A 15,859-nucleotide genomic window follows, 5' to 3' on the forward strand; every position below is an offset into this window, starting at 1 on the left:
GATGCAGAGAGTGCTTTAAATGTAAAAAAAATATTTTTTATGTAGTAAAGTGGTAACATTGATGATATAATTTATTATGTTGTAATTTAATATTGGCTTTTAAGGTGTTCCTTATATTATGTATAGGGAATGAAAAGGGAAAACGGTTAGAATCCGTTGCAGCCCCCGCTACTGTAATTGATGATAAATAAAGTAGTTATATCCACTGGCTTTGGCTGGGAAGGAAACTTTATTTAAGTGATTCATAAGTCAGGAAACCTGCCTTTTAAAGCACCATAAAATAAGCCTTCGGAGGGAAGGAGAGTGGTACATTATCAGAGAAGCTATAGGTTTATTTGTAGCGTGATATATGTATGTTTATAATCCCAAGTGAAGTTTGGGATTTTTTTATTTTTAAAATCAAATGAGGAGTGAAAGGGCAATGAAAAAAATAGTATCAGTTTTATTAACTATGTTACTAGTGTTAGGAGTTTTTAGTGGTTGCAGCAATAAGAATAATGAAGTAAATAATAATAAAACATCTGTAGAAAATAGTAATTCTGTAGAGAAAAAAGAAACAAGCTCTCAGGAGTCATTTAAAGTACCTGAATACATTATCAATGAAACAGAAGATTCAATAACGTATAAAGATCCTTTAGGAAATGAGAATACTTTTAAAAAAAATCCAGAAAGAGTAATTGTACTTCATAGTTCATTTATTGATTTATGGTATTTAGCAGGCGGAGAAGCAATTGCTAGATGCTCAGGTAGTACTAATGTCCCTGAAGAAGCAACTGATGTTGAACAAATAGGAAGTGCATTTAGTCCTAACTTAGAGAAGATTATAGCTTTAAAACCAGATTTAGTTATTTTGAGTTCAGTAACAAGTAAGCAAGCTGAGTTGAAGGATGCACTTAAAGAGAATAATATACAAGCTTTATATTTAAATACAAGCTATAAACCATATGAAAGCTTTATCGATACTCTTTATCTTTTCACAAGATTAACAGATAAGAAAGAAATATTTGATACAAAAATTGAAGATATAAGAAATAATGTAGAAGCAATAAAAGATAAAGTTAAAAATGAGGAAAAACCAAAGGTTGCAATTTTATTTAGCTCAACTCGTTCAGTAAGTACAGAGCTTCCAACATCTTTAACAGGTGAAATTGTAGATATGCTTTATGGTGATAATATAGTTAAAGGTGCTCAAGTAGAAGGAGCAACAAAGGTGGACTTTAGCATAGAGAGAATTATTGAGAGTGATCCAGATATTATTTTTATAACAACAATGGGAGATTTAGAAAAGGTTAATAAGAGAATTAAAGATGATATAGAATCTAATGAAGCTTGGGCATCATTAAGAGCAGTAAAAGAAGGAAGGATTTATTATCTTCCTAAGGAGTTATTCACATATAAGCCAAATGCAAAATATCCAGAAGCTGTACAATATATAGCTGAATTATTATATCCTGAGGTGTTTAAATAATGAAATTAGCATTAGATAAACCTGAAGAGGAAAGAACCAGCACTTCTTGGGAAATGTTAAGAAAGCAGAGAAGTTATAAATTAGGAGTATTGATTTCCCTCATTATACTTAGTGTTTTCTCAATACTTTTGAGTGTTAGCTTAGGAGCACTTAAAATTCCATTTGGGGATGTTATACACTGTATATTTAAAGATACAGAAGGAATAAATAGGCAGATAATATGGAATGTTAGACTTCCAAGAACTTTAGTAGCTGCACTGGTTGGGATGAGTTTATCTGTTGCAGGGGCAATTCTTCAGGGGGTTATGAGAAATCCCCTTGCTTCCCCTAATATTATTGGAGTATCTTCAGGTGCAGGACTAGCAGCAGTAACAATACTTATTTTATTTCCAAGCTATTATTATTTAGTGCCACCAGTAGCTTTTATTGGAGCATTAACTTCAACATTACTTATATATATTCTAGCTTGGAAAGGGGGAATTAAACCTCTTAGAATGATATTAGCAGGTGTTGCGGTATCTTCTTTCTTAAGTGCTGGAATAAATACTCTTATGATTTTTTTCCCAGATAGAGTCCATGGAGTAATAACTTTTATGGTAGGAGGACTTGCAGCTAAGAGTTGGGTTCATTTAAGAGTAATGTGGCCATATGCTTTGTTTGGAATAATTGTAGCATGTATTTTTTCAAATAAATTAAATATTTTAATGCTTGGAGATGAAATTGCTGTTAGTTTGGGATTAAAGGTAGAGAAAATTAGATTATCTTTTATTGCTATAGCGGCATTACTAGCTGCTAATGCAGTAAGTATGGTTGGATTACTTGGATTTGTAGGGCTTATTGTGCCGCATATAGCTAGAATTATTATAGGATCTGACTATAGATATCTTTTTCCTGCAAGTGCATTAATGGGAATATCATTATTAGTTCTTTGTGATACATTAGCCAGAACCATAATGGATCCAATTGAAATTCCAGTAGGGATAATTATGGCATTATTAGGTGCCCCTTTCTTCCTTTACTTATTGAGAGGAGGACTGAAGACTCGTGTTAGAGGTTAATAATTTAACTTTAGCTTATGATAATAATGTGATAGTTGATGATATGAATTTTAAAATTGAAAAAGGAAAAATAATATCTTTAATAGGGGCTAATGGATGTGGTAAGTCCACTCTTTTAAAATCATTATCAAGGAATTTAAAACCTAAGAAGGGTGCAGTATATTTAGATGGCGAAGCTTTAGTGAAAATGGATACAAAGCTTTTAGCAAAAAGAATGTCAATTTTACCGCAAATGCCAAAAGCACCAGATGATTTTACAGCAAGAGATTTAGTTTCATTTGGTAGATATCCATATACAGGTATTTCAGGTAAGTTATCAAAGAAGGACTTAGAGGTAGTAGATTGGGCTATTAAGGAAACAAAAATGAATCATCTTCAGCATAGACAGGTTATGACCCTTTCAGGTGGAGAAAGACAAAGAGCATGGATAGCCTTAGCATTAGCGCAACAGCCAGAAGTATTAATGTTGGATGAACCAACAACTTTTCTTGACATATGCTATCAATATGAGGTTTTAGAGCTTATTAATAGGTTAAATAAAGAGTTTGGAATAACCATAATTATGGTACTTCATGATTTGAATCAGGCAGCTAGATATTCTCATGAGATAATTGTTATGAAAGATAAAAACATATATAAACGAGGAAAACCAAAGGATATTATTAATGAAGATTTACTCAAAGATGTGTTCAACTTAAAAGCAAAGATATTTTATGATGAAGAAAATGATTCACCTTATTTTTTACCTTTAGGAATAGTATAAATAAAAAAGGTGTGAACTTAAGATATTATATCTAAAGTTCACACTCTTTTTCTATGTTAAAATGCAATTCATATTTTTATTAATTTCAAATCTATTGAAAATACAGTTAAATAATTGAGTTATTTCAAGCTTTTCAAAACACTTAGCAAATAATCCCAACCTCTGTCTACTGAACTAATTTCTACCCATTCATTAGGTGTGTGAACATCATGTAAATTTGGTCCAAATGAAATCATATCCATTCTTTCTCCAAATTTTCCTCCAAAAAGACCGCACTCTAAACCAGCATGAATTGCAGATATGTTTGGTTTGTTTCCGTACATGTTTTCATATACAGATACCATACGATCTCTTAGTTTAGAGTTTTCTTTATATTGCCATGCTGGGTAAGCTGATTGATATTCTACTGATGCACCAAGTAAATTGCATAGGGCATCTCCTCTTTTTGCGATTTCCCATTTTCGGCTTTCTACTGAGCTTCTTATAGCACTAACAAAGGTGATTTTACTATCACTTGAAACACATACACCTATGTTTGTTGAACTTTCAACAAGTCCATCTATTTGCATGCTCATTGATTGAATGCCATTAGGTATAAGAAGAAGCATATCAATAATTTTATTTGTTGACTCTATAGTAAAGGCATCTGTTACATCAACATTTTTGAATGATATTTGAATACCATTATCAGATGCAGAAAGTTCTTTTTTAAATATATTATCATAGTCATTAATAATTTCTACTGCTTTATCAATGTTGTTCTCATTAATTATGATTGTGCAATCGCATTCTCTTGGGATTGCGTTCATCTTAGAACCACCATTAATATTATTTATTCTAACTTTCATCTCTTTACGTAAATCATTAAGGATTCTAGAAATAAGCTTATTAGAGTTTCCTCTTTCTTTATTGATGTCCATACCGGAGTGGCCACCTTTAAGTCCTCTTATCTCAATTTTAATACCTTTTCCTTGTACATTTTCTCTATTTCCATCAAGTTCAATAACCTGTCTTACTCCACCAGCGCAACTTACTAATAGTGTTCCTTCTTCTTCTGAATCAATATTAATAAGCATATTTCCTTTTATACTATCTGGATTTAAGGCTAAGGCTCCATCCATTCCAGTCTCTTCCTCTGTTGTGAAAAGTAGCTCTAGTTCTGGATGCTCTACATTCTCATCATCTAAAAGAGCGAGACCATAGGCTACAGCAATACCATTATCAGCTCCTAAAGTTGTTCCATCGGCTCTTAATTTATTTCCTTCAACAATAAATTTTATAGGATCTTTTTCAAAATCATGTTTAGTTCCTTTGTTTTTTTCACAAACCATATCCATATGACCTTGTATAACTACGCCAGGAGAATTTTCATATCCTTTTGTTGCAGGCTTTTTAATTATGATGTTTAAAGCCTCATCTTGAATAACTTCAAGTTCTCTATCTAGTGCATATGTAACTAACCAATCAGAAATTGCTTTTTCATTGCCTGAACCTCTAGGTATTTCATTCATTTTTTTAAAAATTTCAAAGACATTATAACTCTTAAGTCCATTTAAATTTTCTAACATAGTTAACACCTCTAGTAAATTATTTTGTAACTATTATGCTACTACTCCATATGGATTTTTAAAAATATTTAATCACAAGATATATACGAAACAAATCCATAAAAGTTATTTTGAATGTGATTAAATTAATTAGAAATGTATGCCAATAGTATACATATTTATTTAAACACAATTTAATGGATTGTCAATAGCTTAATAGAAAAGTTTTGAAATAATTTAGATACAATTAAACTTAATATAAAAATTCGTCTATATACGGAAAAAAAATGTAGATTTTTATTAATAGATATAGTATACTTGGCTTGACAAGATAAAAGACGAAGTATTTTGTCGTTTTTGTTATTATTATTAGTTTTTATACTAAGGAGGAATACTTAATGGAAAAACAAAAGAAGCTTTCCCATACTGCTTATGGTGGATGTAAGGGTGAAGATTATGTACCTTTTGTCTCTTCTAAAACTGCAATGCCAGAGACAACTGCAATTTCATTAGCAATTGGTGTTTTGTTTGCAATTATTTTTGCTGCTGCTAACACTTACCTTGGAATTAAGGTTGGATTAACTATCGCTGCAGGTATCCCTGGAGCAATTTTAGGGACAGGCTTATTAAAAGCTGTTTTTAGAAGAAATAATATTTTAGAAGCAAATATGATAGCTTCTATGGCTGCTATGGGTGAGTCTATTTCTGGTGGTATCATATTCACATTACCTGCAATCATCCTATGGGGAATGAAATTAGACTTACAAACTATAGTAATTGTAACTTGTTTAGGAGGTCTTTTAGGAGTATTCTTTGTAACTCCCCTAAGACAGTTCTTAATTGTTGAAGAACATGGTAAACTTTCTTACCCTGAAAGTATGGCTGCGGCAGAAGTGCTTGTTTCAGGTAGTGAAGGTGGAGATGGTTTCAAAACAGTTATGTTTGGATTAATTGGTGGAGCTATGTACAAGATGTTGGCTGGTGGAATCAGATTAATAGCTGAAGAACCAGAATGGGTTATAAAGCCAATGCAAGGTACTATTTTTGGTTTTAACAATGTTGCATCTTTAATGGGTGTAGGATTTATCGTTGGATTAAGAGCATCAGTATATATGTTCGCAGGTTCATTATTAGCTTGGCTTGGAATTATACCTTTAATTAAATACGTAGGTTCTGGACTAGCAGTTCCATTATTCCCATCTACAAAGTTAATTTCAGAAATGAATGCATGGGAAATATGGAGTAAATATATTAGATATATCGGAGCAGGTGCTGTTGCAACAGGTGGTTTCATTAGCCTTGCAAAATCTACTCCAACTATTATAAAATCATTTAAATCAGCTATGTCTGGTATCGGTGGTGGAGAAACTGGTACTGCAGAAAGACATAATTTAGATGCACCTATTACTTGGGTAATTGCATCAGCTATTTTAGTTTTCGTACTAACTTTAGTATTACCTATTGCAAGCGTTAAGGTTGGATTCTTTGGGGCTATTATGATAATTGTTTTCTCATTCTTCTTCTCTGTTGTATCGGCAAGAATGGTTGGACTTATCGGAGCATCTAACAACCCAGTTTCTGGTATGACAATTGCAACATTATTATTTGCTACATCTATCTTAAAAGCTTGTGGATTCATAGGCGAAAAAGGTATGTTAGCGGCTATCATCGTTGGTGGTATAGTTTGTGTTGCTATAGCGGTTGCAGGTGGAACAGCTCAAAGTTTAAAAACTACTTATGTTATTGGTGGTACACCAAAGAATGTTCAGATTGGAATGTATCTTGCTTTAGCAGTTGCGTCTGTTGCTGCAGGTGCAGTAGTATTAATGATTAACGATGTATATATAATAGGTTCAGCTGCAGCTCCAGCGCCACAGGCAGGATTAATGTCTATGGTTGTTAAAGGAGTTATGACTGGAGAACTTCCTTGGGCTTTAGTTACTGTAGGAGTTATTATCGCTGTATTCTGTGAACTTGCAAAACTTCCTATTCTTCCAATAGCTCTTGGATTATACTTACCAATTCACTTGAATGCAAGTATTTTAGTTGGTGGTATCGTTAGAGTATTCGTTGAGAAGAAATTCAAGAAGGAAGAAGAACAGCAAAAACTACAAGTTGAAAAAGGAATTTTACTTGCTTCAGGTTTAGTTGCTGGAGATGCTTTAATGGGTATATTAATTGCTGCATTCACTACACTAGGTATAAATATTGCAGTATTTAAAGATTCAGCTATTGCACAAAGTAGTTTTGTTGCTGCAGTAGTATTTATGTTACTTGGATTATGGATTTATAAATATTCAACTAAAGTAACTGAAAAATCTTTATAAGCATAAATAAAATATTTTAATTAATAATAATAGATAAGGGTTATAGAAATTTATAACCCTTATTTTAAATTTTTATAAAGGTGATGACTAGCATGTCTAAAAAAAATAAAGAAGATAATTTTTTATTATATATCCCTAAAATTAAACATGAAGATTGGGAAGTAAGAAGAGGAAAAGTTTATTTGATATTTCATCATGATAAAGATATCGAAAAATTTATAAGATGGCTTTTCAAGAAATCAACAGTTAGCGATATGGAACTTGATGAAAGAGGTAGTGCAGTATGGAAACTAATAGATGGTAAAAAGAATATTTATGAAATATCTAAAATTATGAGTGAAAAATTTGGTGATACTCCTGAAGATAGTCAACAGAGACTCATTATGTATATGAGATATCTTCTTAAAAAAGGCTGGATAGGAGTTGAAAAAGGACAACAATAAACCTTCTTACATAGTAAGAGGGTTTATTTTTTACAATGGAGGTAATAGTAATTTAGTACATATCAAGTACATATGAAGTAAAGCTGTAAATATCATATTGTTAATCAATATCAATCTTAATTTCATCACTACATTTGAAAATAATCACTTCAGCTTTAGTGCATGCTATTAAGTCCTTTTCATTTTCAGAAATCATGTTTATGAATTTTTGAGGTATTGAAATATGAATAGTTTTTAAAGGTTCTTTAAGGGATAAATTTCTCTCTGATTTATACTTTCTTACTTCCGTTAAAATATCTTTAATTATCTCACCTAGAGTTATATAATCAGATGGAATGCTTTCATTATCATTACTTTTATTGTCCCATGTTAATTGATGTATTGATGGTTTATCCTCAAATTTAGAAAAATAACTTTGATAGATTTCTTCAGTTATATGAGGAACGTATATTGCGTAAAGCTTTAATATACCTAAGAATGTTTCGTATAGAGCATATTGAGCTGAAGCACTGTTTTCTTCACCATAAACTTCTGGTTTATATAATCTGTCCTTAGCAAGTTCTAAATAATTATCACAGTAGTCTTTCCAGAAAAAATCATCTATAACTCCTCTTGAAAGTCCAATCTCATATTTTTTTAGGTATTCTGCTGCTTCATTGGCAGTTTGCATATATTTATCTATAATCCATCTATCTGCAGGAAGAATTTTTGCGGGTTTCTCACCTTTGAAATCTGCAAGATGCATTAAAGTAAATTTTGCACTATTCCAAAGTTTAGTTAAGAATCTCTTAGAAAGTTTTAATTCATCTTCTGAGAACATTGTATCTGTTCCAAGTTTTGCTGAAGCTGCCCAGTATCTTATACTGTCAGCAGAGTTATCCTTTATGAGTTCAGTTGGAGAGTTTTTAGAGTTCTTCTTTGATTTACTTATTTTCTCACCCTTCTTTGCTAAAACAAATCCACATATCATTATATCCTTCCAAGGAATTTCACCAGTATGATAAATACTTTTAACTATTGTATAAAATGCCCAAGTTCTAATGATTTCGTGTGCTTGAGTTCTCATACTCATAGGTAGAATTTTTGAACTTATATCATCTTCTTCACCCCATTTACTATTTATCATTGGTGTTACCGAAGATGTTGCCCAAGTATCTAGTACTGCAGTTTCAGGTATATATTCATCACAACCACAATTGCAAATTTCATTTGGTTTATCCTCAATAGGATTTACAGGAAGCTGGCTTTCATCAGCAAGTAGAACATCACCGCAATTTTTACAGTACCATACAGGAAAAGGTACTCCAAAGAATCTTTGTCTAGAAATACACCAATTCCATTTCAAGTTTTCAACCCAATTAAGATATCTGGATTTCATATGAGCAGGATGCCAGTTGATTTCATCAGCAGCTTGAATAAATCTATCCTTAGAACTGATTATATCTATATACCACTGTTTTGAAGGAATTATCTCTATTTCTTTTCCACACCTTTCATGAACTGAAACAGTATGGGTGATTTTTTCTCTCTTTAATAATAAACCTTTTTCATCTAGAATTTTTATAATCTGTTCTCTAGCTTTCTTTATAGCTAATCCTCCGATATATTTGATATCTTTTTCAATATATCCTTCAGAAGTAATAACCTTCTTATATGGAAGACTGTATTTTTTAAACCACTCTAAGTCAGAAGTATCTCCAAAAGTACAACACATTACTACACCGGTACCTTTTTTCATATCTACTTCTTCATCAGCAATAATAGGAACCTTAAAATCATACAAAGGAATGGAGATTTCCTTTCCTATAAACTCTTTATATCTCTCATCTTCTGGATGTACAAATACAGCACTACATCCATAAAGAAGCTCAGGTCTAGTAGTAGCTATTTGGATATCTGTATTCTCAATATTAAATGTAATCCAATTAAAATAGGATTCCAGTTCTTTTACTTCTAACTCAGCTTGAGCTATAGATGTTTGACATTCTGTACACCAGAGTACAGGGCTTTCCTCAATATATGCTTTTCCATCTTTATAAAGCTCCATAAATGACTTTTGAGAAATTCTTTGAGATAAAGGGCTTATGGTTTTATATTGAAGATTCCAATCACAACTGAATCCAAGTGATTTCCATAGATCCTTAAATTTCTCTTCATATTTATCTGTGGTTTCTAAGCATTTTTCTATAAATTCACTTCTTGCCATATCCTTGGCTTTAATGCCTAATTCTCTTTCAACTAACCGCTCTGTTGGAAGTCCATTATCATCAAATCCAAAGGGATAGAATACATTCTTACCTTGCATTCTATGAAATCTTGCTATCATCTCAGCTTGTGTATAAGAGAAGATATGCCCAATATGGATATCTCCACTAACAGTTGGAGGGGGTGTATCAATAGAATAAATTTCTTTATTATTATCATTTTCATATTTAAAAATATTATTTTCTTCCCAAAAGTTCTGAATTCTTTTTTCACAATCATTAAAGTCATATTTTTTATTAAGCATTACTAACACTCCTCTTTAATTTTTTATTTCATAATAGGGTTTTTATAATGCCGGCATTTAAATATTTATTAGTGATAAAATTAATTTTTGTGCACAAAACTAATTTTAAATATAAAAAACCCTTCATCCTAATAAAATAGGACGAAGGGTATATCTCCGCGGTACCACCTAACTTTGTGTTTACACACACTCTCAATACAGTACGGGATGGAAATAAATATAACAAATTATTAAATATCCGATACTGTTTCCTTTGTAACGGTAGGAACTCCGTTGAAGTCTACTCTCAAAATAGATTTCGGTTCACGACTCAGAGGCTACCTTCCACAAACCCATCATGGAGAATTTTCACCAACATCTCCTCTCTGCATTTCAGTAGCTTATGTACTCCTCCTCTTCGAAGTCTTTAAATATTTTGAATTTTAAAATTATTATATGCTCTTAATAATTTAATGTCAACACTTATTTTATTTATTTTATTAATTATTATGGTGAAGTATTATCATGCATCCAATCTAATAATATCCTATAAAGTTGAATATTACCTTTTATTGGTGTGAAATTATTGATGAAGGGGTGGAAGAATGAAGAAACTAACCGTTGTTTTTATGAGCATATGTATTATTTTTTCATTGAATATAACTTGTCTTGCAGAGAATACAGGAAGTATTTTAATAAAATTCGTACTTAGAAGTGATACCTCCAAGCCTGTATCAGGGTTAATTGGAAAAAAGCTTCCACTAAAAAGTGGAAGCTTTTGCTAAATTATTAGTGGCGTTATCTAATGCACTTTCCAAATCAGTACACATTGATCTGAAAACATTTATATCGATTATGGCTGAAAGATTACGTAAATCTATAACAATACCTGTATGTTTTTGTTTGATACATTCCATATCAAAAAGTTCACATTCTACAAATGTACCCTTTTTCCAATCAAATTTACATGGTGTATAATATGTCCAATTTCTTTCAAAATAATTTATTTTTGCAATGCATAATCTATACATGTGAAAAATAATAGCCATTACAGAGCAGCGTCTAACAAGTCTATGACTAAAAAATTCTTGAGTTTTATACTTGTATTGAGCTTTTTCCCAATAAAGATTCTCGTTGCAGCGAAGTCCATATTTCTCAAGTAATTTAACCTTTTCTTCTGGGAGTTCTGATTTAACTATTCTGTCTCTTTCTTCTTGAGGATAAGTTTTTATAACACCGAAATCTATCATGCCATACCTCCAAATGAATATTCTCTATATTTTAATTATAATAGAAAAATCAAATAATAGTTATAGAAAAAACTTATAGAAGAAGAGGGTAATATCAGAAATTTTTTGATAAGTAAGCTTCTTAATATTGATTTTTTCTATTTCATATCCAGTGAAAACTGAAGAAGATAAAGCTAAGTTAGATAAAATCTTGGATGATTTAACTGATTCTAAAGAAGATATTGTAATTATATGTCCACGTGGAAATGGCGGGGCAAAAAGAACATATGACTATTTAAAAGAAAAAGCAATAGATGAAAATAGATTATACATATTAGAAAATGGGGTAGTGTCAAAAGTATATGAAAATTGATAAGGAATATAAGGATTTAAAGACAAGAAGATTAATTTAGTTGAGAATGGAAAATTGAAAATGGAAAACGAAGGATATTTCTCTCCGAGAAATTGAAAAGATTAATATTTTTTATCCCGAAAGGGATGTGTGATTCTAAAAAAGGGTATGGCAAATAAACCTATGATATAGGTCGATTTTAAAATAATGCGATATTAAGATTGGCAGTATGACTCAGCTAATTTCATTAATTTGCACCAACGTGCAGGCATGGTTTCCAACTCTTCAAGTTCTGGAATTATTACAGGAACTTTTTGTTCTAAGCTTGCATGAGGTTTCAAGAAATTGAAGTATGTACAAAAAAGAATTATATGAGTTATAGAGCCGTTTGAGCTATTGTAGCCATTAGTAGTCTTATAACTTCTCTTAAAGGTTCTGTTTAATCGTTCAATAATCTGTTTTAAAGGACGATATTCAGCTGAAACTTCATCATCATTGGTAAGTCCAATTACTTGCATGACATCAAAATTAATATCGTGATTAGCGAAGAAAACTTCTGCTAACAGATATATTGGATTACCATCAACTACTAGTTTAAGGCTTTCAGGAAGTTTTTCGTACTTAGTGATAACATCGTAGATGGCTCTACAAGCTAAGAAAGTATCGCGATTAGGCGAAACTCTATACGAGAGAATTATCTTTTTAACAGCATCAAAGAAGAAACATATATAGTTCCATTTACCATTGACTTTGATGTATGTTTCATCGCCGCATATAGATTCTGTTGGATTATAGGGATAGTTGTCCACCATTGGTTTTAGTAGAACAGAAGCAGCTGCAGCGTAGTTTAGCACAGTTTGATGTGATATTTTAACACAATGAACTTCTCTCATGATAGCTGCTGTTTTTCTTGAAGATAATCCGTAATTTACGTAGTAAGTCATTATTAAGCCAAATACGTGGGATGATGAATACATCTTGGATAAGGATATATTACTTTGCACAGGACTATCGCCCTTTAGAGATGCAAAATCGAAATCAAATTCTCTAAATATATATCTAACTTTAGTGTCATAGGGTTTTTCTTTGGTAATAGACTTTAAGTTGTTTTTATAAAAAGAACAGTTGTTGTTTCGGCATTTGTAAATGGTAAAATTACTACGATTTTTAATTCGTTCTAAAAATTTATTGCAATGAGGACACTTAAATCTTACCTGCTTATCATAAAGGTTTTTAGTGTTAAAGTTAGTGGAACAGACTTTGCATTTATATTGACCACGCCCTCCATTGTTATCGTATAGATAAATATTTGGAGCATTGCATTTAGGACAACTGATTTTAGAACTCACGTGAGAACGTCCTTTTTGAGTTCTAACAGGAGCTAACTCTTTACCTTTGAGTTTATAATGCTCCGATAGGAGTTCTCTGTAATCTAACCTTTCAGGTTTCACAATTATTGGTTTATCATCCACTTGTATTTTCCTGTAAGGTTTATCTAAAGTATCAGAATTGGGGATCTTATTGAGTCCTTTTCCAGTCAATAAAATAATGAGTAGATTTATAACTTGCTTAAGAAAAACAATATACAAAACTAAATAATAATTAATCATGTTAAAAACTTGCCTCCTTATCTTTGGTTATATATTTTTTTTCGCAAACTAAAATTAACACCTTTAGAGGGAGGGGGCAAGTCTAATATAGATAAAGTATTGAAAATCAAGGGGTTACGTCGAAAGTACCATTAAAACTTTTGACAATACCAAAATGGTCAAGAGGGATGGCCATATGAAGAATTATTAGAAACTAAATAGGAATTAGCATAAGAGGCTGTTACTTAATAAGTAAAAGTCTCTTTTGTCGAATATAGTAACAAAAATTTGTGTGACATAATAAAATAAAAGTGAAGGTCTATTATTTTAATAAAATACTGAATAAGGAGTTAATTAAATGTACTCTGTGAAGTATATAAAATTAAATGAAGAAACTGATTACTTTAAAGGAAGAATTATTATAGAAAATAATACTTTCAATGAGCTTAAAGATTGGAAAGTTAAATTTAAATTTATTAATGGTCAAAAAATAGTAAAAGTAAATTATTGTACTTGGAAACAAGAGGAAAATGAGGTTCTTTTAGAACCTAAATATAATTGGTATATGGGACCCTTTCAAAAGATTGCTTTAGACTTTGTAGCTCAATATAAAATTATAAATGAGGATCCTACAGATTTTGAGGTTATAAGTAATGATTTGAAAGGGGAAACGGGAAATATTTTAGTTAATTTAGAGCAACCGATGTTCTGTGATCATAACTTTCAACCTATTATATATTTGAATGGAGCAACTGTTCCAATGGATTGGGGAACCAGTCATCTTTTTTCAAATCTAGAGGCTAATAAAAGTTATGAGATAGATGCAAAAACATTTAAAAAAGAAAAAAAATCCTTTATTCCAATAATTCAACCAAGTAGTATTGTGGTAAAAGAAAATGAAACTAAAGAATGTAATATTAAGTATTATGAGAAGTGTGAAGAATATAAACTACATTTTGAGGTAGTTTATAAAGTTACTTCAAGTTGGAATACAGGATTTAATGCTGATATAGAGATAATTAATAAAGGAGAAGAAGAAATATCTCCATGGGAATTATCATTTCATTTTCCTGGAAATCAGAGAATTACTTCTTTATGGAATGGAAAGTTCACTCAGGTAGATAATAAAGTTACTGTTTTACCTGCCTCATGGAATAGTTCAATTCCAGTAGGCATGGCAGTAAAGATTGGGTTTGGTGCAACGTATTCAGGTAAGAATGAAGATCCTAAAGACTTCACATTAAATGGACAGGGACCAGAAGTGAAATATGGATCAATTGAAGTTACTGTGGAGAAACCTGAATTTAGCTCGGAAATATTTATTCCTCAAGTTACAATAGGTGATAATACTAAAAATGTTTATTGGGGGAAATCAGTTGTTTTTGAAGAGTTAGTTGCAGGGAAATCATTTGATATAATTGCTAATTATCATAGAACTGAAACTAAAATGTATATGCCTGAGGCTTATCCAAGTAAAATAATTGTAGAAGAAGATATAGTAAAGACTTCAGTTGTAAAATATACTGAGAAGGATATTCCACCATCTCCTAAAAATAAATTTGTAGGATATTTTCAATCATGGTCAGATAGATGGAGTTCCACTGGAAAAGGAACAGACTTAGGGAACTTGCCTTCTTATGTAAATGTTGTAATTTTAGCATTTGCAAAACCAGATATGATTTATAATGGAGATTTGAATTTCCGTACAACCGGATTAGAGTTTAGTTACGAAGGCGTAGTTTTGAAGGAAGCTATAGACTATCTTAAAGAAAGAAATCCTGAAACAAAAGTACTTCTGTCCGTAGGGGGAGCAACCTATACAAATTGGGGTAACTTGAATGTAGATGATATTGTGAGATTTGTTCAAGATTTTGATTTAGATGGTGTGGATATTGATTATGAACCTCTAACTGGATTTGGATGTAAACCAGATAGTAATGGAATAATTCATTGTACTAGTGATAATCAATATGTTTCTATTATTGAAAGATTAAGAACGAGACTTCCTAGACCATACATTCTTGCAGCTACACCATGGTCTGTTGGAGCATATGGTGAGGGAAAATGGAAGGATGCAGAGCCTAAAAATCTAACTACAACTGGTATGATGTTACAAGTAATCAAAAGAGCAGGGGATAAATTAGATCTTATCAATGTTATGGGGTACAATGCTGGAGAGCTATACGACCCTATTGAATCAGTAGAAGCATATAAGTATTATTTCCAAGGCGATGTTGCAATGGGGGCAATGGTACCTCCTGAGGATTGGGGAACTCATGTGTGGACACTAAATGAAATTGATAGAGTGGCTCAATATATTTATACTACCTCTGCAGGTGGAATGATGCTTTGGAGTCTTCAAAGAAGTACTGTGAATCCATCACCTGAATTCCCAGACAATTTAATGATGGCAAGAGAAATTGCAAAAGAATTAGGATTTCCTAATTATGATGATCCCTTATTTCCATTAGGTGATAGTAAGAAAGGGCAATAAAATAATACTATAGTTATATTAACCAATATGGGATTCTCATATTGGTTTTATTAGATTCATTTGTAACTATGTAGTAAAGAATTAACTTATAAGGTATAATT

Annotated in this window: 12 protein-coding genes, 1 riboswitch and 1 other annotated feature; of the genes, 8 read left to right on the forward strand and 4 right to left on the reverse strand. The window is 31.5% G+C overall.

All coding sequences use genetic code 11. The features are described 5' to 3' along the window. Positions 1-85: 85 nt before the first annotated feature. Positions 86-280: riboswitch (cobalamin riboswitch) on the forward strand. Positions 281-421: 141 nt separating this feature from the next. The 3 genes from OW730_RS10010 to OW730_RS10020 are packed head-to-tail and all read left to right on the forward strand — an operon-like array spanning position 422 to position 3,289. Next, the gene (locus OW730_RS10010) at positions 422-1,468 is read left to right on the forward strand and encodes an ABC transporter substrate-binding protein (protein WP_271228880.1); all 1,047 of its coding nucleotides are present in this window, start codon (positions 422-424) and stop codon (positions 1,466-1,468) included. Further along, entirely contained in the window at positions 1,468-2,526 is a 1,059-nt protein-coding gene (locus OW730_RS10015) for a FecCD family ABC transporter permease (protein WP_271228881.1), read from the forward strand. Before OW730_RS10010 ends, OW730_RS10015 begins: the two co-directional genes overlap by 1 nt. After that, positions 2,513-3,289 (forward strand): ABC transporter ATP-binding protein, encoded by a 777-nt coding sequence (locus OW730_RS10020; protein ID WP_271228882.1) that lies wholly within the window; start codon positions 2,513-2,515, stop codon positions 3,287-3,289. Before OW730_RS10015 ends, OW730_RS10020 begins: the two co-directional genes overlap by 14 nt. A gap of 119 nt (positions 3,290-3,408) precedes the next feature. Here OW730_RS10020 and OW730_RS10025 read toward each other — a convergent pair whose 3' ends face one another. Then, positions 3,409-4,857, reverse strand: coding sequence for an aminoacyl-histidine dipeptidase (locus tag OW730_RS10025; RefSeq protein WP_271228883.1), 1,449 nt, complete (start codon positions 4,855-4,857; stop codon positions 3,409-3,411). 377 nt (positions 4,858-5,234) lie between these two features. Between OW730_RS10025 and OW730_RS10030 the strand changes: the two genes are divergently transcribed. Together OW730_RS10030 and OW730_RS10035 are read left to right on the forward strand one after the other, a co-directional pair. Continuing rightward, positions 5,235-7,163 (forward strand): OPT family oligopeptide transporter, encoded by a 1,929-nt coding sequence (locus OW730_RS10030; RefSeq protein ID WP_271228884.1) that lies wholly within the window; start codon positions 5,235-5,237, stop codon positions 7,161-7,163. Between the two features lie 92 nt (positions 7,164-7,255). After that, positions 7,256-7,606, forward strand: coding sequence for a PqqD family protein (locus tag OW730_RS10035; RefSeq protein WP_271228885.1), 351 nt, complete (start codon positions 7,256-7,258; stop codon positions 7,604-7,606). A gap of 100 nt (positions 7,607-7,706) precedes the next feature. Here OW730_RS10035 and OW730_RS10040 read toward each other — a convergent pair whose 3' ends face one another. Next, positions 7,707-10,115: a valine--tRNA ligase gene (locus OW730_RS10040; RefSeq protein WP_271228886.1), complete on the reverse strand. Its 2,409-nt coding sequence runs from the start codon at positions 10,113-10,115 to the stop codon at positions 7,707-7,709. A 134-nt stretch (positions 10,116-10,249) separates the two neighbouring features. Next, positions 10,250-10,525, reverse strand: a binding site (T-box leader). Between the two features lie 174 nt (positions 10,526-10,699). Between OW730_RS10040 and OW730_RS10045 the strand changes: the two genes are divergently transcribed. Further along, on the forward strand, positions 10,700-10,879 hold the full coding sequence (locus OW730_RS10045; protein ID WP_271228887.1) for a hypothetical protein: 180 nt from the start codon (positions 10,700-10,702) through the stop codon (positions 10,877-10,879). Here OW730_RS10045 and OW730_RS10050 read toward each other — a convergent pair. Next, on the reverse strand, positions 10,856-11,344 hold the full coding sequence (locus OW730_RS10050) for a hypothetical protein (RefSeq protein WP_271228888.1): 489 nt from the start codon (positions 11,342-11,344) through the stop codon (positions 10,856-10,858). The two genes, OW730_RS10045 and OW730_RS10050, sit on opposite strands and share 24 nt — an antisense overlap. 127 nt (positions 11,345-11,471) lie before the next feature. Between OW730_RS10050 and OW730_RS10055 the strand changes: the two genes are divergently transcribed. Continuing rightward, positions 11,472-11,696: a hypothetical protein gene (locus tag OW730_RS10055; RefSeq protein ID WP_271228889.1), complete on the forward strand. Its 225-nt coding sequence runs from the start codon at positions 11,472-11,474 to the stop codon at positions 11,694-11,696. Positions 11,697-11,890: 194 nt separating this feature from the next. Here the strand turns inward: OW730_RS10055 and OW730_RS10060 are convergent, their stop codons facing one another. After that, positions 11,891-13,285: a DDE-type integrase/transposase/recombinase gene (locus OW730_RS10060; protein WP_271224722.1), complete on the reverse strand. Its 1,395-nt coding sequence runs from the start codon at positions 13,283-13,285 to the stop codon at positions 11,891-11,893. Between the two features lie 337 nt (positions 13,286-13,622). Here OW730_RS10060 and OW730_RS10065 point away from each other — a divergent pair, with 337 nt between their 5' ends. Further along, positions 13,623-15,758 (forward strand): cellulose binding domain-containing protein, encoded by a 2,136-nt coding sequence (locus tag OW730_RS10065; protein ID WP_271228890.1) that lies wholly within the window; start codon positions 13,623-13,625, stop codon positions 15,756-15,758. The last annotated feature ends 101 nt before the right edge of the window (positions 15,759-15,859 follow it).

This window comes from Oceanirhabdus sp. W0125-5, assembly GCF_027938815.1.
Classification (GTDB): domain Bacteria; phylum Bacillota; class Clostridia; order Clostridiales; family Clostridiaceae; genus Oceanirhabdus.

What these genes read in the sequence shown, in the direction of transcription:
- OW730_RS10035 (WP_271228885.1), top strand. Translation starts at nt 7,256, where the DNA reads ATGTCTAAAAAAAATAAAGAAGATAATTTTTTATTATATATCCCTAAA.
- OW730_RS10025 (WP_271228883.1), bottom strand. Translation starts at nt 4,857, where the DNA reads ATGTTAGAAAATTTAAATGGACTTAAGAGTTATAATGTCTTTGAAATT.
- OW730_RS10050 (WP_271228888.1), bottom strand. Translation starts at nt 11,344, where the DNA reads ATGATAGATTTCGGTGTTATAAAAACTTATCCTCAAGAAGAAAGAGAC.
- OW730_RS10045 (WP_271228887.1), top strand. Translation starts at nt 10,700, where the DNA reads ATGAAGAAACTAACCGTTGTTTTTATGAGCATATGTATTATTTTTTCA.
- OW730_RS10040 (WP_271228886.1), bottom strand. Translation starts at nt 10,115, where the DNA reads ATGCTTAATAAAAAATATGACTTTAATGATTGTGAAAAAAGAATTCAG.
- OW730_RS10065 (WP_271228890.1), top strand. Translation starts at nt 13,623, where the DNA reads ATGTACTCTGTGAAGTATATAAAATTAAATGAAGAAACTGATTACTTT.
- OW730_RS10015 (WP_271228881.1), top strand. Translation starts at nt 1,468, where the DNA reads ATGAAATTAGCATTAGATAAACCTGAAGAGGAAAGAACCAGCACTTCT.
- OW730_RS10010 (WP_271228880.1), top strand. Translation starts at nt 422, where the DNA reads ATGAAAAAAATAGTATCAGTTTTATTAACTATGTTACTAGTGTTAGGA.
- OW730_RS10030 (WP_271228884.1), top strand. Translation starts at nt 5,235, where the DNA reads ATGGAAAAACAAAAGAAGCTTTCCCATACTGCTTATGGTGGATGTAAG.
- OW730_RS10060 (WP_271224722.1), bottom strand. Translation starts at nt 13,285, where the DNA reads ATGATTAATTATTATTTAGTTTTGTATATTGTTTTTCTTAAGCAAGTT.